Below are 25,301 nucleotides of genomic sequence, written 5' to 3'. Positions count from 1 at the left end.
GCCTGGGGAGCAACGGGCGTCGGCCTTGTGTCGATTGTCAGTTGCGCCAGCTCAGGGGGGAGCGGTAGGGGGTAGTGGGCAGGGGGCGTTCCCAGAGGGGGACCACGGTCGTCGGTTCCGATTCCTCGGTGGCCGTTGTGGCTCGGGCCAGGAGGACCGCGGTCAGAGCCGCCAGTTCCTCGGCGGGGAGCTCGCCGCCCTTGACGACGCGGACCAGGGGCGGGGCTGCTTCGGTGGCTGTGGTCATGGTGATCCTTCGGGTTCACTGAGGCGGGTTGCCGTGTTTGCGGGCCGCCAGATCGGCGTGCTTCGTGCGCAGCATGCGCAGGGATTCGATGAGGACTCGGCGGGTGTCCGCCGGATCGATGACGTCGTCGAGCAGGCCGCGTTCGGCGGCGTAGTACGGGTGCATCAGCTCGGCCTTGTACTCCTTGACGAGCTGGCGGCGGGTGGCCTCGGGGTCGTCGGCCGCCTGGATGCGGCGGCGGAAGATCACGTTGGCGGCGCCTTCGGCGCCCATGACCGCGATCTCGTTGGAAGGCCAGGCGTACGAGAGGTCGGCGCCGACGGAGCGGGAGTCCATGACGATGTACGCGCCGCCGTAGGCCTTGCGCAGAATCAGGGAGATCCGGGGGACGGTCGCGTTGCAGTAGGCGTAGAGGAGTTTCGCGCCGCGGCGGATGATGCCGTTGTGCTCCTGGTCGACGCCGGGCAGGAAGCCGGGTACGTCGACCAGGGTGACCAGCGGGATGTTGAACGCGTCGCACATCTGCACGAAGCGGGCCGCCTTCTCGCTGGCGTCGATGTCGAGGACGCCGGCCAGGACCAGGGGCTGGTTGGCCACGATGCCGACCACCTGGCCGCCGAGGCGGGCCAGCGCGACGATCACGTTGGCCGCCCAGCGTTCGTGGATCTCCAGGTATTCGTTGTCGTCGACGATTTCCTCGATGACTCGTCGCATGTCGTACGGGCGGTGGCCGCCGGCGGGGACGAGGTCGAGGAGCGGGTCGCAGGGGCGGTCCGGAGGGTCCTCAGGGAGCTCGGCGGGGGCGGTCTCGCGGTTGTTCTGCGGGAGGAGCGAGAGGAGATAGCGGACTTCTTCGAGGCAGGTTTCCTCGTCGTCGTAGGCGAAGTGCGCCACGCCCGACACCTCGGCGTGTATGTCCGCACCGCCCAGCCCGCCCAGTGTCACTTTCTCCCCGGTGACCGTCTGGACCACGTCGGGGCCGGTGATGAACATCTGCGAGGTCTCTCGGACCATGAACACGAAGTCCGTGAGGGCGGGGCTGTAGGCCGCGCCGCCCGCGCACGGGCCCAGCATCACGCTGATCTGCGGGATCACTCCGGAGGCGCGGGCGTTGCGGCGGAAGATCCCGCCGTAGCCGGCGAGCGCGGTGACGCCCTCCTGGATCCGGGCGCCCGCGCCGTCGTTGAGCGAGACGAGCGGGGCACCGGCGGCCATCGCGCGGTCCATGATGCGGTGGATCTTCTCCGCGTGCGCCTCGCCGAGGGCGCCGCCGAAGATACGGAAGTCATGGGCGTAGACAAAGACGGTACGGCCGTGGACCGTGCCCCAGCCGGTGATCACGCCGTCCGTGTGCGGCCTGCGGTCTTCGAGGCCGAATCCCGTGGCGCGGTGGCGGCGCAGGGGCTCCACCTCGTTGAAGGAGCCTTCGTCGAGGAGGAGTCCTATGCGTTCGCGGGCTGTGAGTTTGCCCTTGGCGTGCTGGGATGCCGTCGCCTTCTCGTCCGGCCCCTGGCGGACCCGCTCGCGGAGCCCGTGCAGTTGGGCGACCCGTGCCCTGATGTCGGGGGCAGCCGCGTCGTCGGCGGTCACGGCGCCAGCGGGCCGACGCGGTCGCCGGCCGTGAGGAGGTGCGGGACCGCGGGGAGCGCGCCGAGTGCGCCGGCGGCCTCGCGGGCGTCCATCGACCAGTTCAGCAGCGCGATGCCGAGGCTCATCCCGCCGCCGAACGCGGCGAGTACGACCAGGTCGCCGGGCGCGGCCGCGCGCCTGCGGTTCATCTCGGCGAGGGTGATCGGGACCGAGGCGGCGCCGGTGTTGGCGTAGCGCTCCAGGGTGAGGTGGAGGGCGGCGCGGTGCAGGCCGAGGTCGGGCCAGAGTTCGGCGAGCATGATGCCGTTGGCCTGGTGCGGGACGAAGTGCTGTACGGCGTCGGCGGGGACGGCGGCCCGGCGCAGCAGCCGGTCGATCTCGTAGGGGAGGCTGCGGGTGACGAAGTCGCGTACGCCCCGGCCGTCCATGCGGAAGTAGTGGTCGCCGTCGGCCAACGTCTGCGGCGAGGGCGGGCGGCGGCTGCCTCCCGCGGTGACCTCGATGAGGCGGTGCGCGTCGCCCCTGGAGACCAGGGAGATCTCGCGCAGGCCGAGGCCCGGGGCGACCGGGCCGAGGACCGTCGCCCCGGCGCCGTCCCCGAAGAGGGCGGCTGTGCGGCGGTCGCTGTAGTCGAGGATGCGGGAGTAGATGTCGGCGCCGATGACGAGGCCGTGCCGGGGTTCGCCGGCGGCGGCGCCGCTCAGCAGCTTCTGCACCGTCTTGAGGGCGTACACGAAGCCGCTGCACACCGCGTTGACGTCGAAGGCCGCCGCGTGACGGGCTCCGATGCGGTGCTGGACGAGGGCGGCCGTGGCCGGTTGCGGATGGTCGGGGGTGGACGTGGCGACGACCACGTACGCGAGTTGATCAGCCGTCAGACCAGCGCTCTGCAGGGCACGTTGGGCCGCTGAGACGGCGAGGTCCGAGGTGGCCTCGTGCGGGGCGGCGCGGCGCCGCTCACGGATTCCGGTCTTGCGGACGATCCACTCGTCGGTCACGCCGGCGCCGTGCCCGATCTCCGCGTTGCTGATGATGGCCTCGGGCAGGTAGGAGCCCACTCCGATGATGCCGATGGACTGCACGATTCCTCCTCGGGCAGCGGCGAGCCACGACTTAACTCACCAGGCGTTGAAATCATCGCAGAGCGGCTTGACAAATTCAACACCAAAAGAGTTCACTGAAGCATGAATTAATCGAGCGGCAGTGCGGCGCCGCACCCGTCGCACACCGGTCAACACGCCTCACACCAACGGGAGATGCAGTCATGACCGTCACCAGCGCAGGGGCCACGGCCGAGACCCGGGCCGAGGCGACCCAGGCCCTGATCTCCGCGGGCCGCACCCTCTTCACCCAACTCGGCTACCGGCGGACCGACTTCGCGGACCTGGCCTCGACGGCCGGCCTGACAGAGGAGTTCGCCCGCGAGCTGCTGCCCGACAAGGCCGCGGTCTTCGACGCCCTGATAGAACGGACCGTCAAGGTGGCCGGAATCCTCCGCCCCGCGGTGACCGAGGGTGTCGACGAGGACCTTCCCGTGCGCCTCGCCCGCACCTATCTGGCACTCTGGGAGCCCAACGAGGAGGACTCCCCGATGGTCGAGCTGTACCGGGTCGCACTGTCCGACAAGGAGGCCTCCCAGGTGCTGCGCGAACGCATCTCCAAGACCCTGAACGGCCAGGTCGACCGCGAGCTGCCCAGCGGGGACGCCGAGCTGCGGACCGCGCTCTTCGGCGCGCAGCTGGGCGGCGTAGCCTTCGTACGGCACCTCATACAGGTGGACGCCGTCGCCGCGGCGGACCTGGAGACGGTGATTGCGACGATCGCGCCCGGACTGCGGCAGACTCTGCTCGGAAGCGACGCCACGCCGTAACCGTGTCTCGCGGTGAAAGAGACCCGATGGGGAGTCGAATTCCATGCCAACGGTCGGATACCACCACGGAGTTGCTGAGTGCCACCTGTGGATGGAATCCCGGGGAACCGACTGGTAGGATACTTTTCACTACACAGTGAATTACCCGCTCACGGAACCCCCGAAGTGCAGTGATCCCATGACATCCACGCGTGCAGACGGTTCGCCCACCCCCGCCCGAAAGTCCGGCTCCCCTCGGCGGGCCGCCTCCCCCGCGGCAAAGAAGCCGCGTCCGGTGCGTGCGCGCAGCGGACGTCGGCCCGGGGACAGCGGCACGAGAGAACAGATCCTGGAGTCGGCGCTCCATCTCTTCGCCGAACGTGGCTACGCCAGGACGACCATCCGCGCGATCGCGGAGGACGCCCAGGTGGATCCGGCGCTGGTGCACCACTTCTTCGACAACAAGGAGGGGGTGTTCGACGCCGCGGTCAACTCGCCGCTCAGCGTCGCCTCCATCTTCGACCAGCTGCCTCCGTCCATGGTCGGCGACGGTACGTCGGAGGCCTCCTGGCTCGCCCGCACCTATCTGGAGTTCTGGGAGAGCGAGGAGACCCGTTACGGCATGACCGCCATCTACCGGGCCGGCCTCGCCGACAGCGCCACTTCCGAGACACTCCGCGCCCGCGTGGAGGAAAGCACCAAGAAGTGGGCGGCGACCTCCGGGTACAAGGACCGCCCGGACGCCGAGACCCGCGCCACCCTGGCGTCGAGCCATCTGATCGGTCTCGCTCTCATGCGCTATGTGCTCAGGGTCCACCCACTGGCCGAGATGGACTTCGAGGAGTTCCTCGCCTGGGTCGTCCCGTCGCTGGAGATGCGTCTGTCGACCGACCTGGAACCCCGCAGGACGCAGGCGAAGGACTGACTCCGTCCACCCGGCGGTCCGCCGGGCGAGCGGGAGCGCTGTGTCCGGCGGACCGCCGGACATGCGAAAGCCGGCGGCTCCGGACCGGAGCCGCCGGCTCAACCATCGTGCGAGCATGGCCATTTCACTGCGCCGCGCAGCTTCCTCATCAGCCCCACGGGCGCCAGACGGCCCGCACGGCGATCAGGGACACGCCCGGACCCGCCGAGAACAGCAGCCCGTGATCGCCGTCGGCGGGCGACTTGGCGAAGGTCCGCTCCAGGACGTCGAGGACCGAGACCGACCCCACATTGCCCACCTCCCGCAGCGAGTCGCGGGCGAGGTCCACCATCTCGGGACGGCAGCCGAGGCCGCTGACGACGGCGTCCAGGATCCTGGGACCTCCGGTGTGCGAGACCACGAAGCGCGGCGCGGGATCCGTACCGGGCGGCGCGATGCCCTCCAGCCACGCCAGCAGACGCGACGTCCCGCCCTCGATCGTGTGCCGCAGCCCCGGCGAGTTGTGGGCGTGCAATCCGTCGCCGTCCAGATGAGTGCCCACCATGTGATGGCTGTTGGGATGGACGTACTCCCAGGAGTCGGTGAGCTCCATGCGGGGCCCGTTCGCCTCCGCGCGCACGACACAGGCGCCGGCCGCGTCGCCGAACAGCCCCTTCAGGATCATGCCGTCCAGGGCGGCGTCGCCCCGGTGCATGTAGTGGCTGAACACGTCGGAGCAGACCACGAGGATCGTGGATTCCGGGCGGGCGGCGGCCATCTCCATGGCACGGGCGAGGGCGAAAACCCCTCCCGCGCAGCCCACTTGGCTGACCGGTATGCGACGGACCGAGGGAGGCAGGCCGAGCCTCTCCATCAGGATCACATCGAGCCCCGGCATCGTGTGCCCGGTGGCGCTGAGGACGACCAGACCGTCGATGTCGGCGGCGGCCAGTCCCGCTTCGAAGAGCGCCCCGAGTGCGGCTTTCTCCGCCAGCTCCAGGCTGTCCAGCAGATGCGTACGCGTCCGCTCCGCCAACGAGGGGGCGGGGAGAAACTGCTGCTCCAGCGGGCGGGTGTACCAACGCGTGCGCACGGTGGTGGACCGAATGACACGCAGGGCGTCGGGAAGACCGGGGTGATCGGGGTACAACTCCGTGATCCAGTCAAGCAGTTCATCGGTGGTCACCTGATGGCGAGGCAGGGCGACGACAGGAGCGCTGACGACGGACATGGGACCTCCAAGAGCTCTCGGACAGGTGCGAACTGAGAACGAGCCCGCTTCGAACGGCGAAACACCACCCCGGGTCACCCGAGTCCGGTGACGACCGTCGGTGCGTTCGACAGCTCTCGCCAAGGAAGTCTGCGCACGCGAAACACCCCCAGGTGTCTGATCGTGCTCCCCCCGTTGGGAGCGCCGTACAGCGCGGATGAAATACGTCGAGCTCGATGGCGCGTGACGATCAAGAGCGTGGTTCCTGGGCTCACCGCCGTGCGGGCGCGCCGCGAACGGTGGGGGTGTCCGGGCAGAGCCCTGGGCACGTCCGTCTGCGCTGCCCGAGGCCCCGTGCGGTGGGCCTGGCGGGTGAAGCCAACGTGACCGTACGCCAGCGGAGTTGGTGCCAGCAAGCCCCTATTTCAACAAGCGTGGAATCCACCGGAGGACCGTCACGTCTTCAACTTTTGCCCACATCCAGGGCCTTGGCACGCACCCTCCGGGCGCAGATCTCAACAAGCATTGAAATCATTACCTGTTGAGTTTATTCTCGGTCTGTGCGAACCGTCCACGCCCACACCGAGGAAGGGCCGACCGCCATGCACGCACCGGCGCACCACCGTGCGGACACCGACCCCTGGGTGGAGCGCGCGGCCTGCCGTGATGCCGACCCCGAGACCTTCTTTCCGCCCGCCGGAGGCACGGACGACGAACGGGAGGCGGCCGCCAAGCGGTTGTGCGCCGGCTGCCCCGTGGCCAAGGACTGCCTGCGCGAAGCCCTGCTCAACGGGGAGAGCACCGGGATCTGGGGCGGCCTCAACGTCCGCGAGCGCCGGGAGCTGCTGCGGGTCGCCGCCACCCTCGGCACGATCAGCTCCGAGCTCGCCGCGTTCTTGGCGAACGGAGGCCGGCGGATCGATCCGCACCCACGCCAACGCCCGGCGTACGTGTGGTTCCTGCGCAGGCGCGGCTGGAGTCCACAGCGGATCGCCGGCGCGCTGGGACTGACCTCCGGCCAGGTTCAACAGGCCTGGCGCACCGCCCAGTCGGCGTCCGCGTACGTCCGCACCCCCGAGTCGCGCGTTCAAAGGCCTCGCGTCCCAAGGCCCCGTACCCGCAGGACGGGAGCGCTCGCCGCCGACCGTGGCCGGGTGTCATGACCGCCCTCGCCCTCGCCGAACCGCGCCGCCTGGTGCGTTCGGTGACCACGGACGACGGCGCCCAGATCGCCGTCTACGACCACGGTGATCCCGACGCCCCGACCACCGTCCTGTTCTGCCACGGCTGGACGATGTCCGCCCAGGACTGGCGGCCGCACATCGACGCGCTGACCCGTCCGCGCCAGGGCTTTCCCGCGGTCCGCGCGGTCAGCTACGACCAGCGGGGTCACGGCCGCTCCACACGCGGCGGCGCCCCGCTCGACATGGCGCTGCTCGGCCGTGACCTCGCCCGGGTGCTCGCCGAGGCGACCCGGGACGACGCGCCCGTGGTCGTCCTCGGCCACTCCATGGGCGGCATGGCCATCCAGCAGCTGGCCGCCCGTCAACCCGCCCTGTTCGGGGCCCGGGTGACGGGCGTGGGCCTGATCTCGACCTGTCTGAACGAGGTGGCCGAAGGCCTGACCGTACCCGTCGCCCGGCGCGGCGCGGCCGTACGACGGCTCACCCGGGCCCGCGAGCGGATCGCCGACGGACTGCTGCGCTCGCCCCGGTCGGCCAGGACCGTGCACCGGCTGCTCACGGGGCCGCTGTCGCACCCGAACACCGCACCGCTGTGGCGCGCGGTGTTCGGCGCGGGACCCCACACCGATTCGGTCCGCGAGGGCGCCCGCGCCTTCCGGGACATTCCCGCGATGGCCATCGCCGAGTTCTACGCCGCCCTGACCACGCACGACTGCGCGGGCCGACTCGGTGCGCTGGGCCGGGTGCCGACACGGATCCTGGTCGGCGCGCTGGACTGCGTCACCCCGCCCGCGCAGGCCCGGCGGCTGGCCGACGACATACCCGGCGCGGTACTGCAGACCGTGCCCGGCCAGGGCCACGACCTGCCGTACGAACGCCCCGTCCTCGTCGTGGAAACCGTCCACGCGTTGCTGCGCGAGACGCCCCGGATCGTGCCGTCCGGAGACCTCGCCCTGTCCGCCGCCGCAGCACGGTGAACGGCCCCGCGCACACCGGCCCGACCGGTGAGCAGCCCCTGCGCACAGATGTCCTGACGGCGCGTCGGATCGTGGTCAAGGTAGGTTCTTCGTCCCTCACCACGGCCACCGGGGGCCTCGACTCGGACCGGGTGGACGCCCTCGTGGACGTCCTCGCGCGGACCCGGGCGACGGGCACCGAGGTCGTGCTCGTCTCCTCGGGCGCCATCGCCGCCGGGCTCGCTCCGCTGGGCCTGAGCGAGCGGCCCCGCGACCTGGCCAGGCAGCAGGCTGCGGCCTGTGTGGGCCAGGGTCTCCTGGTCGCCCGCTACACCGCCTCCTTCGCCCGCTACGGACTGCGGGTCGGCCAAGTCCTCCTCACCGCGGACGACATCAGCCGGCGCACCCACTACCGCAACGCCTTTCGCGCCCTCGCCCAGGTCCTTGCCATGGGCGCGGTGCCGGTGGTCAACGAGAACGACACCGTGGCCACCGCGGAAATCAAGTTCGGCGACAACGACCGGCTCGCCGCCCTGGTCGCGCATCTCGTCCGGGCCGACCTGCTCGTCCTGCTCTCGGACGTCGACGGCCTCTACGACGGCGACCCCGGCAGGCCGGGATCGCAGCGGCTGCGAGAGGTCCGCGGTCGCCAGGACCTGGCGGGCGTGGAGATCGGCAGCGCCGGCCGCTCGGGGGTCGGTACCGGCGGCATGGTCACCAAGGTGGAGGCGGCGCGCATCGCCACCGACGCCGGTATCCCCGTCGTGCTCACCGCCGCGCGGCACGCCACGGATGCCCTGGCCGGGCGCGAGACGGGTACGTTCTTCCACCGCACCGGGGAGCGGGCCGCCGACCATCTGCTCTGGCTGGAGCACGCCAGCAGCCCGCGCGGCGCGGTCCGGCTCACCGCGCACGCGGTCTCGACCGTCGCGCAGCGCCGGGGGCCGCTGCTCGCGGACGGGGTGACCCGCGTCGAGGGGGACTTCGTCGCCGGTGACCCGGTGGAGCTGCAGGACGAGAGCGGGCGAGTGGTCGCCCGCGGGCTCGTCGGGCTCGACGCGCGCGAACTTCCCCGGCTGCAGGGGCACTCCACCCGAGAAGTGGTCCACCAGGACGACCTGGTGCCACTGGTGACCGCCGCGCTCCCCACGCCCCCCGCCCCGCCGCCACCGACCCGCGTCAGGATCCGCATCCACTCCGCGGAGGACTACGCCCGCTCATCACCGCAGACCAGTGGAGCCCGTGCCCAGGCACGACCGTGACCGGGGCCGACGCGGGCGTGGTACGGCGAACCCGCCCACCGGGGTGCCGATCTCGTCGGGATGGGCGCCGCCCCGGCGGCACGACTGCCCGCAGCGATGTCGGCTGGGCCGGTACGGCAGCAGGCCCCCACGCACCCGCAGTCGCCCGCGCGCGGAAGGGGCCGTGCAGGTACATCGAATGCCCCTCGCTCACGGGAGGCAGGTTCAGCGGCACAGCGGACGCCCGCACTGCGACGGGAGGATGTACCGGCACGGCCCCGACCCCACGGCCACAGGTGGGCGAGCCGGGCCCAGTGAACTTTCGGGTGTGTCCGAGTGGGCGCACTCACCGGCCGGCGGGCAGGGGCTCGACACCGGTGTCCAGGACGCGACGCGAACTGCCGGCGCCCTGGTGCGGCACGCCGAAGGCGACGGCCGCCCCTCGGGGCTGACCGCCGCCTTCCACCGCTGAGGGGTCCCGCCGACGCGGGACCCCTCAGCCGGTCGATCAGTCGATGCCACGGACGATGTGGAACTCGGCCGGGTCGTCGTCGACTCCGGCCAGTCCCGGCCAGTGTCGGGGCGCTGCCGCGGTGTGCCGTTCCCGGCGCGGCTCCTCCTCGTACAGCAGCCGGCCGGACGGATCCGTCGCGGTGATGATGCGTACGTACATGACCGGACCTCCGATCTAAGGCAGCGGGGCGGCGGCTCCGCCCCGGATGTGCCCGTCGCCCACGAGGACGTACTTGGTGGTGGTCAGCGCGGTCAGCCCCATCGGGCCGCGCGCGTGCAGCTTCTGGGTGGAGATGCCGAGTTCGGTGCCGAGCCCGATCTCCCCGCCGTCGGCGAAGCGGGTGGAGGCGTTGACGGCGACGACCGCGGTGTCCAGGGCCGCGACGAACCGGCGTGCGGCGCTCTGCGAGTCGGTGACGATCGCCTCGGTGTGCCCGCTGCCGTACCGGCGGATGTGGTCGACGGCCGACTCCAGCGAGCCGACGATGGCGGCGGCAAGGTCGAGGGAGAGGTACTCGCGTCCCCAGTCCTCCTCGGTGGCGGGCACCACCGTGGGGTCGAAAGAGCGCACCCGCTCGTCCCCGTGCACGGCCACTCCGTGGGCCGCCAGCGCGGCCAGGGCGCGGGGCAGGAAGGCGGGAGCGACCCTCTCGTGGACGAGCAGCGACTCGGCGGCGTTGCAGACGGATGGGCGCTGTGCCTTGGCGTTCAGCAGGATGGCCAGCGCCTTGTCCAGGTCGGCGTGTTCGTCGACGTAGACATGGCAGTTGCCGACGCCGGTTTCGATGACGGGGACCGAGGAGTCGCTGACGGTGGCCTGGATGAGCTCGCGGCCGCCGCGCGGGACGAGAACGTCCACCAGGCCCCGCAGGGACATCAGTTCGTGGACGGAGGCGTGGGTCGAGCCCGGGACGAGCTGCACGGCGTCGACCGGAACGGCGGTGTCCGCGAGGGCTTCGCGCACGGTCGCGACGAGGGCCGCGTTGGTGTGCCGGGCGGTCGAAGAGCCGCGCAGAAGGACCGCGTTGCCGCTCTTGAGGCAGAGCGCGGCGGCGTCGACGGTCACGTTCGGGCGTCCCTCGTAGATCATGCCGACGACGCCGAGGGGTACCCTGATCCGGCGTACCTCCAGGCCGTTGGGCATCACGGAGCCGCTCGCGACCTCACCGACCGGATCGGCCTCGTCCGCCAGGGCACGCGCCGTTCCCGCGAGCGCTTCGAGCTGCTGCTCGGAGACGGTGAGGCGGTCCAGCACGGTCGCCGACCGCCCGGCCTCCCGGGCCGCCTCCACATCCTGCCGGTTCGCCGCGAGGATCTCCCCCGAACTCCCGCTCAGCCGACGGGCAATGGCCATCAGCGCGGCATCCCGCTCGCCACCGGTCGTGGTCGACAACCGCGTGGCCGCGACACGAGCGGCCAGCGCCGCGTCGCGCACGGTACCGGCGCCGGTGGCTGCGACAGGGCCAAAACCGGTACCAGCACTCGCGCCCGGCCCAAGGTCCGAACCCGACCCAGAACCCGAACCCGGCCCAAAGCCCGAGCCCGCGCCAGAACCGGAACCAACCCCAAAACCAGACCCGGTACGAGCACCCCCAATCCGCGACGCCGCGCCGCTCACTGCTCGCCCCCGTCCACCGCCACGGGATCCCCGCCGTCCACCCCGTCCCCCGGCGCCGGTCCCCCCAACGCCCAGGCCACGTCGACGCAGCCGGTCAGCTCCGCGAGCATGGCCCAGCCAAGAGCATCGGCGGAGGCGGTTCGCTCGGAGTTCGTGCTCGTCATCTGCTGTCTCCTTGAGTGGGGCGGTCAGCCGTACACCCGGAATCCGGCGCCGGACTTGCGTCCCGCCCGGCCGGCGGCCACGAGGTGTCCCAGCAGAGGTGCGGGGACGGTACGGGGATGACGGTCCGCGTCGTGCAATACGCGCTGGATGCTCAGCGAGATGTCCAGGCCGATGATGTCGAGCAGTTCGAACGGGCCGAGCGGGTAGCCGCAGCCCAGCTTCATCACGTCATCGATCTCGTCGGCCGTGGCGTAGTGACTCTCCGTCAGACGTACGGCGCCGTTCAGGTACGGGAAGAGCAGCGCGTTGACGATGAAGCCCGGACGGTCCATGCACTGCACCGGATGCTTGCCGAGCTTCAGGCACAAATCCCGTGCCACATCGACGTGTTGGGGCGCGGTCTCCAGCGAGGGGATCACCTCGACGAGCCGCATGAGCGGGGCCGGGTTGAAGAAGTGCAGCCCGACCACGTCCTCGGGGCGCCCGGAGGCCAGCCCGCATTCGATCACTGGCAGGCTGGAGGTCGTGGTGGCCAGCAGCGCGCCCGGCCGGCAGAGCTCGCCCAGCGTGCGGAAGAGCCGCTTCTTCACGTCCAGGTCTTCGGCGATGGCCTCGATCACCAGGTCGCAGTCGGCCAGTTGGGCGAGATCCCCGCTGGGGGTCAGCCGCTCCAGGGCGGCGTCGCGCTCGGCCTCGGCCAGCTTGCCGCGCCGTACGGCCCGGGCCGTCGACGCGGCGACGGCCTCCCAGGCGGCCTTGGCGCGTTCGTCGCTGCGGCCGACCAGCACGGTGGCGACGCCGCCCTTGGCGAAGACCTCCGCGATGCCGGTGGCCATGGTGCCGGTCCCGACGATGCCGACCGTACGGAACGGCGTTCGGGCGGGTGACCGCCGCTCGGCGGAGGACGTGCTGCCGTCGGATTCCCGGTAGTCGTAGAAGCCGCGTCCGGACTTGCGCCCGAGGAGCCCCGCGAGCGCCATGTGCCGTAGCCGGCGGGCGGGTTGGAGCGTCGGCTCGGCCCAGCGGGCGGCGAGAACGTCGAGGATGTCGCAGGCGGTGTCCGTGCCGATCAGGTCGAGGAGTTCGAGCGGCCCCAGGGGCAGTCCGCAGCCGTAGCGCATCGCGGCGTCGATGTCGTCGCGCCCGGCGAGCCGCTGGTCGTACATCGTGACGGCCTGGTTGAGGAAGCCGAAGAGGAGCGAAGTGGAGATCAGTCCCGCCCGGTCGCCCACGGTCACGTGTCCGAGTCCGATGACCTCGGCGAGGTCGCGGGCCTGCTCCACCGCCGACTCCTCGGTCATCACCGTACGGCCGATCTCCGCGAGGCCCGCCGTCGGCAGGGGCAGGTGGAGGCCGACGAATCGGCCCGGGCGCCCGGAGGCGGCCGCGAGGTCGGTGAGCGAGAGGGCCGCGGCGCTGCTGGCCAGGACGGTCTCGGGCGGACAGGCCCGGTCGAGGGCGCGCAGCACGTCGACCTTGGTGTCACGGTGCTCGGGCACCGCCTCCAGCACGGTGGCGGCCGGGGCGAGTTCCTCGAAGCGGCGCACGAGACGGATGCGTCCGCGAGCCTCGGGTGTCCGGTCGAAGAGCTGCCGCAGCCGCTCCCCCGCCCGCTCTCCGGAGTCGAGTACGAGGACGGACTGCCCGGCGGCCGCGGCCCGGCCGGCGAGTGCGCCGCCGATGGTCCCGAGGCCGACGACGCCGACCGTGCCGTGCCGTGCGCTCATGCCGCGACCTCGCTCAGGACGGGCGCCGCGGTCTCGGGCCGCTGGGTGCGGAAACGGTTGATGGCGCACTCGTGGCGGGCGCGGAACTCGGGGGCCGTGATGCCCAGCCCCTCGGTGGGTGCGAGGCAGCGCACCCCGACCTTGCCGTGATGTTCGTTGCGGTGGATGGACTGGACGGCCTGGGCCACCTCGTCGAGGGCGTAAGTCCGCGAGAGCGTCGGGTGGATGCGGCCCTTGGCAATGAGACGGTTGGCCTGCCAGGCCTCGCGGTAGTTGGCGCAGTGGGAGCCGACGATCCGCTTGAGACTCATCCAGAGGTAGCGGTTGTCGTACTCATGGGTGTAGCCGGCCGTGGAGGCGCAGGTCACGATGGTGCCGCCCTTGCGGGTGACGTACACGGAGGCGCCGAAGGTCTCGCGGCCCGGGTGCTCGAAGACGATGTCGACGTCCTCTCCCCCGGTCAACTCCCTTATGCGCGCGCCGAACCGGCGCCACTCCTTGGGGTCCTGGGTGTGCGGGTCCCGCCAGAAGCGGTAGCCCTCCTCCTTGCGGTCGATGATCAGCTCGGCGCCCAACTCGCGGGCCAGCGCCGCCTTTTCGGGCGAGGAGACCACACAGACGGGGTTCGCTCCGCCGGCCAGCGCGAGCTGGGTGGCGTACGAGCCGAGGCCGCCGACGGCGCCCCAGACGAGAACGTTGTCGCCCTGCTTCATGCCGGCGCCGTTGGGGGTGACCAGCTGGCGGTACGCGGTGGAGTTGACCAGCCCGGGCGAGGCGGCCTCCTCCCAGGTGAGGTGTTCGGCCTTGGGCAGCAGCTGGGTCGACTTGACGAGGGCGAGTTGGGCGAGTCCGCCGTAGTTGGTCTCGTATCCCCAGATGCGCTGCTCGGGGTCGAGCATGGGATCGCCGTGGCCCTCCGCATGCTCCAGTTCGACGGAGACGCAGTGCGCCACCACCCGGTCGCCGATGCCCCAACGCCGTACTCCGGGCCCGCACTTGAGGACCACGCCCGCCAGGTCGGAGCCGATGACGTGGTACGGCTGGTCGTGCCGGGCGGCGAGACCGCCGAGGCGCGCGTAGCGCTCCAGAGCCGCGAAGGTGGGAACGGGCGAGAACAGCGCGCTCCAGACGGTGTTGTAGTTCACCGCGCTCGCCATGACCGCCACCAGCACTTCTCCCGGTCCTGGGGCGGGGGTCGGCACGTCCTGAATGTGGATGGAGTCGGCGGGACGCCGGTCGCGCAGCTCCACCCCCTCGAACATCCCCGCCTCCTCCTTGTGCAGGACCGCCGCCCGGAAGGACTCGGGGACTCCCAGAGCCGCCACATCGGACGGCACCGAGTCCGGGGACTCGATCACCTCCACCAGTTCGCGCATGGTCAGGCACCACCTTCCGCGGTTCACACTCGACAAGAACTCAACAACCAGTGAACTCAACAAGTAAGGAGTTTCGCATGAACCCGAAACCCCGGCAAGCCCCGACTGCTCACCCCCGCAAGCCCCTTGACTCCGCGTCGGACACCCCGCCGACGCCCCTTGTGTACGCGCCGCCCCGCATGCAAAACTCATCATCAGTTGAGTTCAACGTTCAGTGAATTAAGTTCAATGTCCGACGAGTTTCGATGCCGGAGGAGATGCCGTGACGCATCCGCACGCAGCCGAAGCACTGCAGGCCACCGCCATCGCCGGCATCGCCGGCATCCTGATCGCTGGTACGGTCCTCGCACAGCTCGCCCGACGCGTACGCCAGCCAGCTGTCATCGGCGAGATCACGGCGGGAATCCTGCTGGGTCCCAGTCTGCTGGGACTGCTCCCCGGAAATCCGACACAGCGTCTGTTTCCGGACGAGGTACGCCCATTACTCTCCATGGTTGCCCAACTGGGCTTACTGCTCTTCATGTTCACCGTGGGGTGGGAGCTCGACTGGACGACCATGCGGCGCAGGAAGAGCTCCGTCGCCGGAGTGACCGCGGGCAGCATCCTGGCCCCGATGGTGCTCGGCTTCGGGGTCGCCGCGGTGATCTACCACAGCCACTCGCACGTCAACGGGGAGAAGGTGCCGTTCAGTTCGTTCGGCCTGTATCTGGGCGTCAGCATGTCGATCACCGCGTTCCCGGTGCTGGCCCGGATCCTCAAGGACAACAACCTCAGCCGCACGAAGATCGGCGCGCTCGCGCTGACCAGCGCGGCCTTCGGCGACGTACTGGCCTGGTGCCTGCTGGCCGGGGTGGTGGCGATCGTGACCGCCTCCGGTCCCTCCGGTTTCACCGACACCCTGTGGATGTCGGCCGGTTACGGTGCCGCGATGATCGTCGTGGTCCGCCCGCTGCTGGCACGCGGCGTCGCCTGGATCTCCAAGCGCGGCACGGGCGTCCATCTGGCCACGCTGGTCACGGCGGGCCTGCTGCTCTCCGCGTACACCACGTCGAAGATCGGCATCCACCCCATCTTCGGCGCCTTCGCCTTCGGTCTGGTCATGCCCCGCAAGCCGCAGGCCCTGCTGGAGGAGAAGATGCTGCGCCCGCTGCAGCACGCCGGTGAACTCATGCTGCCCGTCTACTTCATCGTCACCGGACTCTCGGTCGACGTCGCGGCCATGTCGCTCACTGCCTGGGGTGAACTGGGCCTGATCCTCGCCGCGGCCATCCTCGGCAAGCTGCTCGGCGCCGGGCTGCCGGCCAAGTCCTTCGGGCTCGGCTGGCGGGAGTCGACGGGCGTCGGCGTCCTGATGAACACGCGGGGCCTGACCGAGCTGATCATCCTCGGCGTCGGCCTGAGCCTCGGGGTGCTCGACCAGACCCTGTTCACCGAAATGGTCCTCATGGCGCTGATCACCACGGCCATGACCGGCCCGCTCCTCCCGTTCCTCTTCCCCCGTTCCCGGATGGATCTGATCGCCACGCCCGCCCGGGCCGACTCGGCCACCTCGCTGGTCCGGATGCCCGAGCCGGCCGGCGGGCAGACCTCGGACCTGGCCGGATAGCCGGATCCGGCCACACACGTGGCGCGTCGCGCAGTCGGTCAGGGCCCGCACCCGGATCCGGCCGCACACCGGGGCCGCGACGCCACACATCACCCCCCTTCGTCGCTCGGCACCCGCAGGACAGGCGACGCTCAGACAAGGAGATGGCCCAGGTGCACCCCGTCATCAGCACTCTTTCCCGCGTCTTCGACATGCCGTCGGAGTTCATCGGCGACGAGATGCAGCTTCGCGCCGTGGCCAGCTGGGACAACCTCACCGCCGTGGAACTCCAGGTCCATCTGGAGCACGAGTTGGGCACCACCCTCGACGACCATCTCATCGAGCACATCGAGTCGGTCGGACAGTTACGTGCCTTCTACGACGAACGGCTCTCCGAACTGTCCCACATCAAGGCCCCGCCGGACGCGTCGTCCATCGCCCCCGCGCTGCCGGGCCCGGTGCCGTCGGCCGTCGAGCAGGAGCTGACCGACATCTCGGAGGTGGTGGTCGGCGAGACGGGGATCTCCGAGGTGGACCCCGTCCGCGGGCGGCTGGCCTACCGGGGTTATCCCATCGAGGAGTTGATCGGCCGGGTGACCTTCGAGGAGGTCGTCCATCTGCTGATCCGCGGCTGGCTGCCGGACGCCGAGGAGCTGAGCGCCTTCAAGACCCGGCTCGTCGCGGCCCGTGAACTGCCGCCCATGGTCGCCACGAACCTGGTGCTCAACGCCAACTCCAGCACCTCGTCCGTGCTGCGCACCGCGGTTCCCGCACTCGGCGTCGCCGCGGAGGCGAACGCCGACCCGGCCGCCCACATCGACCTGCGCGAGCGCCTGGTCGCGCGGATCCCGACGATCTTCGCGACCCAGCAGGCGGCCCGCGCCGGGCGGCGGCTGCCGAGCCCCGCGCCCGAGCTCTCGCACGCCGAGAACATCCTCTACATGCTGGGCCTGCCCCGCGATCCGGAGCGGGTACGCCTTGTCGACCTCTGCCTTGTCCTGCAGGCCGAACACGGCTGCAACGCCTCGGCGTTCGCGGCCCGGGTCGCGGCCGGCACGGGCGCCGACACCTTCGCCACCATCACCGTCGCGCTCGCCACGTTCACCGGGCCGCTGCACGGCGGCGCCGCTCACCAGGTGATCGACCTGGCCCGCGAGGACGGCAACCCGGACACCACCGCCGCCTATCTGCGCGGACGGGCCGACCAGGCCTCCGCCGCCCGGGCCAGGCCCGGCTCGCACGCCGAGGAGGACCCCCGGGTCAGGCCGCTGCGCGAGGCGGCCCGCCGCTTCAACGCGGGCCCCGGCAGCGACCGCATCCTGCAGGTCCTGGACGCCGTACGGGCCGCGGCCCACCCGTCGAAGGGGCCCCGCCCCTATCTGACCGTGGACTGCTACGCCGCCGCGATCTACCACCTGCTGGGCATGCCCTCCGACCTGTTCGTCCCGATGTTCGCGGCCGCCCGGGTGCCCGGCTGGCTCGCCCACGTCGAGGAGCAGCGGGCCCAGCAGGGGCGCATCCATCCACGGCTGCGCTACGTCGGCCCGCGGAACCTGCGCCACTTCCCCGAGCACAACTGACCAGCGATCCGATGAGAGGCGGTCCTCGAACGCCCGGCCGGGGTTCAACGACCGCCTCTCGGGGAGGGCGCGCCCCCTTCCCCGTACCCCCAGGAGCAGATGTGGAGTTCGGCTGGAACGAGGGCCAACAGGCCCGCTACGACGAGATACTCGAGGCGACCCGGGCCGCCTTCCCCGCTCCGCCCGGCGCGTGCCACGGGTTCTACACCCGCAAGGACTGGCTGCGGCTCGGGGATATCGGCATGCTCGGCTCCTGCCTGCCCGAGGAGTACGGCGGGCAGGGACTCGGCGCGCTCGACACCGCGCGCGTCGTGGAGGCCGTGGGCCGTGGCTGCGCCGACACCGGGCTGGTGTTCGGTGCGGCGGCGCACACCTTCGCCTGCGCCGTGCCCGTCGCGCGGTTCGGCACCGATGCCATACGCCGGCGGCTGCTGCCCGAACTGGCCTCGGGCCGGCTGATCGCGGGCAACGCGATGACGGAGCCGGAGGCCGGATCCGACTCCTCGCGGCTCGGCACGATCGCGACGCCCTCCGACGGCGGGTTCGTGCTCAACGGCACGAAGAGCTTCGTCTCCAACGGACCCGCCGCCGATGTGTACGTGACGTACGCGACCGTCAATCCCAAGATGGGCTTTCTCGGTGTCACCGGCCTGGTCGTCGACCGGGACACGCCCGGCGTCGTCGTGGGCAAGCCCTACGAGAAGATGGGCATGCACTCCTGCCCGGCCGGCTCGGTCACCTTCGAGGACTGCTTCGTGCCCGAGGAGCAGGTGCTCGGCGGTGTCGGCGCGGGTGCGGCGATCTTCCAGCACTCCATGGGCTGGGAGCGCGCCTGCCTCTTCGCGCTCTACGTCGGGCTGCTCGACCGGCTCCTGGAGCAGTGCGTGACGCACGCCCGGGAGCGCCGTCAATTCGGGCGCAGGATCGGCGAGTTCCAGTCGGTGTCCAACCGGATCGCCGACATGAAGCTGCGTCTGGAGAGCGCCCGGCTGCTGCTGTACCGCGCCTGCTGGTCGATGGACCAGGGCGATCCCTCCGTGCTCGAAATCGCCCTGTCGAAGCTGGCCGTGTCCGAGGGCGTGCTGGCGTCCGCCACCGACGCGGTCCGGATCTTCGGCGGCCGCGGCTATCTGCGCGAGGACGGCATCGAGGCCGCGCTGCGCGACGCCGTGCCCAGCACGATCTTCTCGGGAACCTCGGACATCCAGCGTCAGTTGATAGTGAAGGAGATAGGCCTGTGAGGCTCCACCAGCTCGTCATCGACTCCGCCCGGCGCGCCCCGGACGCCCCGGCCGTGCGCTCGTCCCAGGGGGTGTTCAGCTACCGGGAGCTGGACGACCTCGCCGACCGGTACGCGGCCGCGCTGCACCGGCGCGGCGTGCGCCCCGGCGACCGGGTCGTGCTGTGGACCCACAAGACCCTGGACGCCATCGCCCTTATGCAGGGCGCGCTGCGCATCGGCGCGATCTACGCACCGGTCAGCGCCAACAACCCGGCCGCCCGCGTCCAGCGCATCGCCGCCAGCTGCACACCCGCCCTGGTGGTCGCCGACGCCGACGGCATCCGGCGCGCCGCGGACGTCGGCTGGGACGATGCCCTGCCGCTCGCCTCCTTCGCCGAGGTGCGTGAGGAGGCCCCGGCCACGGACGCCCCGGCGCCGTACGAGAACGAGCCGGACGAGCCGGCGTACATCCTCTACACCTCCGGCTCCACCGGCGAGCCCAAGGGCGTCTGCATCAGCCACAAGAACGCCCTGTCCTTCATCCGCTGGGCCGCCGAAGAGGTGGGGGTCACCGCGGACGACCGGCTGTCCAACCACGCGCCGTTCAACTTCGACCTGTCCGTCTTCGACCTGTACGCCACCTTCCTGGCCGGCGCCTCGGTCGTCCTGGTGCCCGAGGGCCTGGCGTACGACCCGGCGCAGCTGGGCGCGCTGCTGCGCCGCGATCGGATCACCGTCTGGTACTCGGTGCCGTCCGCGCTGGTCCTGATGATGCAGCGCGGCGAACTGCTGACCGGCGAGCCGCCTGCCGATCTGCGGGTGTGCGTCTTCGCCGGAGAGCCGTTCCCCGTCCAGCAGGTCCACGAGCTGCGCAAGGCGTGGCCGGACGTGCGGATGCTCAACTGGTACGGGCCGACCGAGACCAATGTGTGCACCAGTTACGAGGTCACCGACCGGGATCTGGGCAGCACCCGTCCGCTGCCGATCGGCACCGCGGTCAGCGGCGACCGCATCCGGCTGCACCCGCCGCGCGAGCGCGAGGGCGAGATCGTGGTCAGCGGTCCGACGGTGATGCTCGGCTACTGGGGCCGGGAGCCGCAGAAGGGCGCGTACTTCACCGGTGACATCGGCCGGATGGGGCCCGACGGAATGCTGGAGTACGTGGGCCGGCGCGACCACATGGTCAAGGTGCGCGGGCATCGCATCGAGCTCGGCGACATCGAGGCGGTGATCGCCGCCAACCCCAAGGTGGCCTCCGCCGCGTGTGTCGTCGTGGGCAGCGGTCTGGACGCGAAGATCCACGCCGTGGTGGTCCCGGAGGGCCCGAAGGGTCCCGGGCTGCTCGAACTCAAGCGCGAGTGTGCCGACCGGCTGCCCCTCTACATGGTGGTCGACGCGGTTCATGTCGTCCCCGAACTGCCGCTGACCGGCAACGGGAAGACGGACCGTCAGGCCCTGCTGAACCAGATCACCGCCGTAGACGCGCGGTGAGCGCCGGTGCCAGACGTCCGGCCCATCCCCGTGACAGCCACCCGGTGAACCCCGATGACCTCCGCGGCCCTGACCCGCCTCGGCCTCAGAGACGAGGACCTGCCCATGTCTGAACGACTCAGCACTCCCGACACCCTGTTGGACCAGGTGGACCTCCACACCTTCCGTTCGGTGATGGGGTCCCTGCCGACCGGAGTGAGCGTCGTCACCAGCCTCACGGCCGATGGCGAGCCGCGCGGCCTCACCTGCAGCGCGGTGTGCAGCGTGTCGGCCTCGCCGCCGCTGCTGCTGGTCTGCGTCAAACAGCCCAGCGCGACCCTCGAAGCCATCCATCAGAGTTCGGTCTTCGCGGTGAACTTCCTCTCCACCGGTATGACCGAGACGGCCCGCACCTTCGCGTCGCCGGTGCCCGAGCGGTTCGAGGGCGTGCCCTGGTCCGCGGGCAAGCGCACCTCCGCGCCGCTGCTCGACAACACCGTGGCATTCGCGGAGTGCATCCTGACGAGCAGCCACCTGGCGGGCGACCACCAGGTGCTCATCGGCCGCCTGGTGCACGGCGACGTCTCCACCGCCCATACACCGCTGGCCTATTGGCGGGCCCAGTTCTCGGAGGTACGAGCACACCCCGCCGCCTGAGACGGCCCGTTACGCCGCCGGCCCTCGCCCTGTTCTTCAGGGGCGGGGGCCGACAGCGTGGGCGCGTTCACGGTTCGCCTACCAGCGGTGGGTGGGGCGGGGCCGTGCCGGTACATCCGCCCGTCGCGTGGCGTGCGTACTGCTCGGGGTTGCAGATGGTTCGACTTGGCTGTGCGGAGCTGTAAGCGACGGGCGGTGATGTACCGGCACGGCCCCTTCCGTGCGTGGGCGGCTGCCGGCCGTGCTCGCCACAGACCTCCCTCGCTGCAGGCCGTTCTGGCTGAGGGACAGTCCCTCCCGTGCGTACAGCAACTGCGGACCTCCCGCGCTGAGGGACCGCCATTCACCATCCGACGGCGACTGCGGGCCGTCCTCGTCGCAGACCTCCCGCACTACGGGACGACCCCTCCCCTGCCCACAGCGACCGCGGGCCGTCCTCGTCGCAGACCTCCCTCGCTGCGGGCAGCCGTGCCATAGGGGGCGGCACGGGTGGACGCAGCGGCGCCCCGTCAGCGCCGGGGTGCGAAACCCACCCCGAGCCCAGCCGCTGCGCCGGGCGCGTGGTGCGGGTGCGGGACGACGGGTCAGCCCGTTGTCGCGGGGTCCGGCAGCGTCCGGAGTACGCCGGCCACGTACGCGTGGAACGCCGGGTCGTCCAGCAGGAAGTGGTTGCCCGGCAGCCACTCGATGGCGACGTCGCCGGCGCCGTGGTTCTCCCAGTCGCGCAGGCCCGGATCGTCCACCATCGGGTCCTCCACGCCCGCGCACACCCACAGGGGGCAGGCCAGCGGCGGCCCGGGCAGCGGGGTGTACGTCTCGGAGATGGTGAAGTCGGCGCGCAGGACCGGGGTGAACAGCTTGACCAGTTCCGGGTGTTCGAAGAGCTGCGGCGGGGTGCCGCCGAGGCGGCGCACGGACTCCAGGAAGGCCGGGGCCGACAGGGTGTGCAGGTCCGGCAGGGTGCGCCGCGCGGTGGGACCGTTGCGGCCGACCAGGACGACACCGGCCGGTGGGCGGCCCAGGGCGCTCCAGTACCGGCCTGTCTCGTACGCGAACGCCGCCCCCATGCTGTGCCCGAGCAGGACGTACTGCCCCGTGGTGTGCGGGGCGGAGCCGCGGATCAGGTCCTCCATGACCGTGCCGAAGTCCTCGCGGAGCGGCTCGGCCATCCTGGTGCCGTGTCCCGGCAGTTCCAGCAGGGTCATGCGCGCGGCATCGGGCAACGCCGCCTCCAGGCTCGCGAAGGCCCGTGCGGCGCCGCCCGCGTGCGGCAGGCACAGCAGCGCGGGACGGCCCTGGCGGTCGCGGCCGGGCGCGGACGTGGCGGTGCTCGGTCCGGGGGTGCTGCTCAACTGCTGCATGGCGGGGTCTCCTTCGTGAGGTGGGAGTTCGTGGTCGATGTCTCCGGCGTGAGGGACTCTAGGGTTTGGCCGGCGACGGCAACTCGGGCCGCTCACCGGGTTCGAGGGCGAAGCTCCGTACGACGTCCCCACCGCCGGCGACCGCCACGGCAGCCCTGAACTCCGGCCCGACGTCGACGAGTCGGAGGTTCCACGTCCGCGCCGCCGAACCGGGCGCCGACTGCACCCGTACCGGCCCCGAGCGTCGCGCATCGGGAGTGACCCTGACCGCGGTGAGATCGCCGGCCAGGCCGCTGCCGAGCGCCTTGAGGACCGCCTCCTTGCACGCCCAGTGGGTGAACAGCCCACTGTTCAGGGGGCCTTCGCGGTCCGCGGGCCAGTGCTCCGCCTCGATGTCGGAGAGGACCTGACGGCGCAGCCCCGCGGGATCCCTGAGTGGCCTGATCCGTTCGACGTCGACGCCGGTGGGTCCGTCACGGCTCACGGCCACCAGGGACATCCCTTCCGCGTGCGCGAGGCTGACCCTGAGCCCGGGGTCACCGCATACGTAGGGCTTGCCCAACTTGCCCACCAAGAAGGCGACTTGGGACGCCATGAGACCGGCATACGCGGCCGTCACCGCTCGCAGCGCGGCATGCGCCGAGGCGTACAGCGCGCGCTGCGAGGGCACCATGTGCCGCCACCGTCGCAGCTCGTCCGGCGAGAGCAGTTCCAGACAGCGCCACAGCGCCTGCTCGGAACCGGGGCCGGGCTCCCGTACCGCCCAGACATGCACTTCTCCGGCGGGCGGCCCGAGCCGGCCCGCAGTCACCGATCGAGCCCTCGCTCGGGGCACCGTCGGAGTCATCACCTGAGCCATCACTTCGGGCATCGCATCTCCAACCACTCGGCCATCACTGCCCGTTGGCCTCTTGACGATGAACTCAACACTAGTAGAGTTCATCAGGAAATGACATCATCAGATGTTGAAATCAACGGGCGTTGAACTCCATCGGATCCCCCGTTGAACCCCGGCGGGACCACCCGCCCCTCAACGCATCTCCAGGAGGTACGGCGTGGCCAGTGACCGCGACGAACTGATCACCCAGCTCACCGAGTTCATTCAGGAGCGGCTGCTCGCGGAGCCCGATGCCCAGGGCATCGCCCCGGACACCCCGTTGCTCGAGTGGGGGATCCTCACCTCGATCAACACCGCTCAGCTGCTCACCTTCATCCGGGACGAGCTGGGAACCAACATCCCGCCGACCGAGCTGACCGGCACCAACTTCCAGAACCTGGACAGCATCACCGACCTGCTGCTGTCCCTCCGTACGCCCGCTCACTGACCAGGGCCTGCGACCTGACCCGCCGCACCGGCCCTCGCGGCCACGGCACAGCGCATCCACCCGAATTCGCGACAGGAGATCACGTTGTCCGAGACATCGGCGAACTACGACTACGACATCGGCATCATCGGCGGCGGACCGGCCGGCTCCACCGCCGCCTCCTACCTCGCCAAGGAGGGGCTGTCCGTGGTGGTCTTCGAATCGGAGACCTTTCCGCGCGAGCACGTCGGCGAGTCGCTGGTCCCGGCCACGACGCCGGTGCTCATCGAGACCGGCGCCATGGAGAAGGTCGAGGCCGCGGGCTTCCCCAAGAAGTACGGTGCCGCCTGGACCTCCGCGGAGGACCGGGACATCGACCACATGGGCTTCCAGGGTCTGGACCACGACTTCCGCGCCGCCGAGGTGCTGTTCAGCGAGCGGGACCAGGCCGGCGTCGACCGGGACCACACCTTCCACGTCGACCGCGGCAAGTTCGACCAGATCCTGCTCCAGCACGCGGAGAGCCTGGGCGCGAAGGTCTACCACGGCGTCCGCGTCAACCGCGTCGACTTCACCGACCGCGACCGCCCGGTCATCCAGGCGAAGGTCGGCAACCAGCCGGTCGGTGTCCCCGTCCGCATGGTCATCGACGCGAGCGGCCGCCGCACCATGATGGGCAGCCAGCTCAAGGTCAAGGAGCCGGACCCGGTCTTCAACCAGTACGCCGTGCACACCTGGTTCGACGACTTCGACCGCAAGGCGCTCGCGGTCAACAAGGACCAGGCGGACTACATCTTCATCCACTTCCTCCCGCTGGAGGACACCTGGGTCTGGCAGATCCCGATCACGGACACCATCACCTCCATAGGTGTCGTGACCCAGAAGGCCCGGTTCAAGGAGGCCAAGAACGACCTGGAGACCTTCTTCTGGGACACCATCGGCAGCCGCCCCGCCCTCCAGGACGCGCTGAAGAACGCCAAGCGGGTCAAGGAATTCAAGGCGGAGGGCGACTACAGCTACGCGCTCACCAAGATCGCCGACGACTCGCTCGTGATGATCGGCGACGCGGCCCGGTTCGTCGACCCGATCTTCTCCAGCGGTGTCAGCGTCGCCCTCAACAGCGCGCGCCTGGCCGCCGCCGACATCATCGCGGCGCACAAGGCCGGCGACTTCCGCAAGGAGCGGTTCGACGGCTACGTCAACACGCTCCGCGGCGCGGTCAACAACTGGTACGAGTTCATCTCGATCTACTACCGCCTCAACATCCTCTTCACGGCGTTCGTCCAGGACCCGCGCTACCGCCTGGACGTCCTCAAGATGCTGCAGGGCGATGTGTACGACGGGGAGCCCAAGGCCCTCGCCGCGATGCGGGAGATCGTCGAGGCCGTCGAGAACGACCCCAACCACCTCTGGCACAAGTACCTGGGGACGCTTAAGGCACCCTCCGCGGCGGCCAAGTTCTAGGCCCCGGGTCCCGGGGGCCGCTTGGGCCCGCACCGGCGGACCGGGGCCGGACAAGGCCCTGTCCAGCCGGGCGTACAG

22 protein-coding genes and 2 pseudogenes are annotated in these 25,301 nt (G+C 70.8%); 13 read left to right on the top strand and 11 right to left on the bottom strand.

Going from position 1 to position 25,301, the window contains the following annotated elements; genetic code table 11:
- Positions 1 to 37 precede the first annotated feature (37 nt).
- Genes ACZ4RZ_RS24185 through ACZ4RZ_RS24175 form a run of 3 tightly spaced genes read right to left on the bottom strand, consistent with a single transcriptional unit; the run spans position 38 to position 2,919 of the window.
- Positions 38 to 247 (bottom strand): acyl-CoA carboxylase epsilon subunit, encoded by a 210-nt coding sequence (locus tag ACZ4RZ_RS24185; RefSeq protein WP_467747457.1) that lies wholly within the window; start codon positions 245 to 247, stop codon positions 38 to 40.
- Positions 248 to 262: 15 nt separating this feature from the next.
- The gene (locus ACZ4RZ_RS24180; RefSeq protein ID WP_467747455.1) at positions 263 to 1,837 is read right to left on the bottom strand and encodes an acyl-CoA carboxylase subunit beta; all 1,575 of its coding nucleotides are present in this window, start codon (positions 1,835 to 1,837) and stop codon (positions 263 to 265) included.
- Entirely contained in the window at positions 1,834 to 2,919 is a 1,086-nt protein-coding gene (locus ACZ4RZ_RS24175) for a 3-oxoacyl-ACP synthase III family protein (protein WP_467747454.1), read from the bottom strand. The genes ACZ4RZ_RS24180 and ACZ4RZ_RS24175 overlap by 4 nt, the downstream gene beginning before the upstream one ends.
- Before the next feature lie 182 nt (positions 2,920 to 3,101).
- Between ACZ4RZ_RS24175 and ACZ4RZ_RS24170 the strand changes: the two genes are divergently transcribed.
- Positions 3,102 to 3,707 (top strand): TetR/AcrR family transcriptional regulator, encoded by a 606-nt coding sequence (locus tag ACZ4RZ_RS24170; RefSeq protein WP_467747452.1) that lies wholly within the window; start codon positions 3,102 to 3,104, stop codon positions 3,705 to 3,707.
- Positions 3,708 to 3,981: 274 nt separating this feature from the next.
- Entirely contained in the window at positions 3,982 to 4,611 is a 630-nt protein-coding gene (locus ACZ4RZ_RS24165; protein WP_399079212.1) for a TetR/AcrR family transcriptional regulator, read from the top strand.
- A gap of 148 nt (positions 4,612 to 4,759) precedes the next feature.
- On the opposite strand, the gene ACZ4RZ_RS24160 is transcribed toward ACZ4RZ_RS24165, so the two are convergent.
- Positions 4,760 to 5,821, bottom strand: coding sequence for a PhlD (locus tag ACZ4RZ_RS24160; protein WP_467747450.1), 1,062 nt, complete (start codon positions 5,819 to 5,821; stop codon positions 4,760 to 4,762).
- 581 nt (positions 5,822 to 6,402) lie between these two features.
- Here ACZ4RZ_RS24160 and ACZ4RZ_RS24155 point away from each other — a divergent pair.
- The 4 genes and pseudogenes from ACZ4RZ_RS24155 to ACZ4RZ_RS24140 all read left to right on the top strand — a co-directional run.
- A pseudogene (locus ACZ4RZ_RS24155) lies at positions 6,403 to 6,657 on the top strand (WhiB family transcriptional regulator); the annotation flags it as partial.
- Between the two features lie 302 nt (positions 6,658 to 6,959).
- Positions 6,960 to 7,961, top strand: a complete 1,002-nt coding sequence (locus tag ACZ4RZ_RS24150; protein ID WP_467747448.1) for an alpha/beta fold hydrolase — start codon at positions 6,960 to 6,962, stop codon at positions 7,959 to 7,961.
- Between the two features lie 38 nt (positions 7,962 to 7,999).
- The gene (gene proB / locus ACZ4RZ_RS24145; RefSeq protein ID WP_467747806.1) at positions 8,000 to 9,202 is read left to right on the top strand and encodes a glutamate 5-kinase; all 1,203 of its coding nucleotides are present in this window, start codon (positions 8,000 to 8,002) and stop codon (positions 9,200 to 9,202) included.
- A gap of 307 nt (positions 9,203 to 9,509) precedes the next feature.
- Positions 9,510 to 9,653 (top strand): FAD-dependent monooxygenase, encoded by a 144-nt coding sequence (locus ACZ4RZ_RS24140; RefSeq protein WP_467747446.1) that lies wholly within the window; start codon positions 9,510 to 9,512, stop codon positions 9,651 to 9,653.
- Between the two features lie 36 nt (positions 9,654 to 9,689).
- Here ACZ4RZ_RS24140 and ACZ4RZ_RS24135 read toward each other — a convergent pair whose 3' ends face one another.
- The 5 genes and pseudogenes from ACZ4RZ_RS24135 to ccrA all read right to left on the bottom strand — a co-directional run bounded on the left by ACZ4RZ_RS24135 (position 9,690) and on the right by ccrA (position 14,580).
- On the bottom strand, positions 9,690 to 9,854 hold the full coding sequence (locus ACZ4RZ_RS24135) for a hypothetical protein (protein ID WP_467747444.1): 165 nt from the start codon (positions 9,852 to 9,854) through the stop codon (positions 9,690 to 9,692).
- A 15-nt stretch (positions 9,855 to 9,869) separates the two neighbouring features.
- Positions 9,870 to 11,153 (bottom strand): annotated as a pseudogene (locus ACZ4RZ_RS24130) (glutamate-5-semialdehyde dehydrogenase); the annotation flags it as partial.
- 155 nt (positions 11,154 to 11,308) lie between these two features.
- Positions 11,309 to 11,476, bottom strand: a complete 168-nt coding sequence (locus ACZ4RZ_RS24125; RefSeq protein ID WP_467747442.1) for a hypothetical protein — start codon at positions 11,474 to 11,476, stop codon at positions 11,309 to 11,311.
- A gap of 24 nt (positions 11,477 to 11,500) precedes the next feature.
- The gene (locus ACZ4RZ_RS24120) at positions 11,501 to 13,204 is read right to left on the bottom strand and encodes a 3-hydroxyacyl-CoA dehydrogenase family protein (protein ID WP_467747440.1); all 1,704 of its coding nucleotides are present in this window, start codon (positions 13,202 to 13,204) and stop codon (positions 11,501 to 11,503) included.
- Positions 13,201 to 14,580: a crotonyl-CoA carboxylase/reductase gene (gene ccrA, locus ACZ4RZ_RS24115; protein ID WP_467747438.1), complete on the bottom strand. Its 1,380-nt coding sequence runs from the start codon at positions 14,578 to 14,580 to the stop codon at positions 13,201 to 13,203. The genes ACZ4RZ_RS24120 and ccrA overlap by 4 nt, the downstream gene beginning before the upstream one ends.
- 262 nt (positions 14,581 to 14,842) lie before the next feature.
- On the opposite strand from ccrA, the gene ACZ4RZ_RS24110 reads away from it, so the two are divergent.
- The 5 genes from ACZ4RZ_RS24110 (at position 14,843) to ACZ4RZ_RS24090 (ending at position 21,094) form a co-directional block, all read left to right on the top strand.
- Positions 14,843 to 16,186: a cation:proton antiporter gene (locus ACZ4RZ_RS24110; protein ID WP_467747436.1), complete on the top strand. Its 1,344-nt coding sequence runs from the start codon at positions 14,843 to 14,845 to the stop codon at positions 16,184 to 16,186.
- 143 nt (positions 16,187 to 16,329) lie between these two features.
- A complete protein-coding gene (locus ACZ4RZ_RS24105; protein ID WP_467747434.1) occupies positions 16,330 to 17,745 on the top strand; it encodes a citrate/2-methylcitrate synthase in 1,416 nt (471 codons plus the stop codon).
- Between the two features lie 101 nt (positions 17,746 to 17,846).
- The gene (locus tag ACZ4RZ_RS24100; protein WP_467747433.1) at positions 17,847 to 18,986 is read left to right on the top strand and encodes an acyl-CoA dehydrogenase family protein; all 1,140 of its coding nucleotides are present in this window, start codon (positions 17,847 to 17,849) and stop codon (positions 18,984 to 18,986) included.
- The gene (locus ACZ4RZ_RS24095) at positions 18,983 to 20,458 is read left to right on the top strand and encodes an amino acid adenylation domain-containing protein (protein WP_467747432.1); all 1,476 of its coding nucleotides are present in this window, start codon (positions 18,983 to 18,985) and stop codon (positions 20,456 to 20,458) included. The genes ACZ4RZ_RS24100 and ACZ4RZ_RS24095 overlap by 4 nt, the downstream gene beginning before the upstream one ends.
- A gap of 105 nt (positions 20,459 to 20,563) precedes the next feature.
- Positions 20,564 to 21,094 (top strand): flavin reductase family protein, encoded by a 531-nt coding sequence (locus ACZ4RZ_RS24090; protein ID WP_467747431.1) that lies wholly within the window; start codon positions 20,564 to 20,566, stop codon positions 21,092 to 21,094.
- A 584-nt stretch (positions 21,095 to 21,678) separates the two neighbouring features.
- On the opposite strand, the gene ACZ4RZ_RS24085 is transcribed toward ACZ4RZ_RS24090, so the two are convergent.
- Positions 21,679 to 22,455 (bottom strand): thioesterase II family protein, encoded by a 777-nt coding sequence (locus tag ACZ4RZ_RS24085; protein WP_467747429.1) that lies wholly within the window; start codon positions 22,453 to 22,455, stop codon positions 21,679 to 21,681.
- 58 nt (positions 22,456 to 22,513) lie between these two features.
- Positions 22,514 to 23,266 (bottom strand): 4'-phosphopantetheinyl transferase family protein, encoded by a 753-nt coding sequence (locus tag ACZ4RZ_RS24080; RefSeq protein WP_467747427.1) that lies wholly within the window; start codon positions 23,264 to 23,266, stop codon positions 22,514 to 22,516.
- Positions 23,267 to 23,510: 244 nt separating this feature from the next.
- Between ACZ4RZ_RS24080 and ACZ4RZ_RS24075 the strand changes: the two genes are divergently transcribed.
- Positions 23,511 to 23,780: an acyl carrier protein gene (locus ACZ4RZ_RS24075; RefSeq protein WP_189192031.1), complete on the top strand. Its 270-nt coding sequence runs from the start codon at positions 23,511 to 23,513 to the stop codon at positions 23,778 to 23,780.
- 84 nt (positions 23,781 to 23,864) lie between these two features.
- Positions 23,865 to 25,223, top strand: a complete 1,359-nt coding sequence (locus ACZ4RZ_RS24070) for an NAD(P)/FAD-dependent oxidoreductase (protein ID WP_467747425.1) — start codon at positions 23,865 to 23,867, stop codon at positions 25,221 to 25,223.
- Positions 25,224 to 25,301 lie beyond the last annotated feature (78 nt).

It is taken from the genome of Streptomyces sp. NPDC027189, assembly GCF_055566975.1.
The sequence above is the reverse complement of the archived record's forward strand: the minus strand, read 5'-3'. Positions and strand labels throughout refer to the sequence as shown.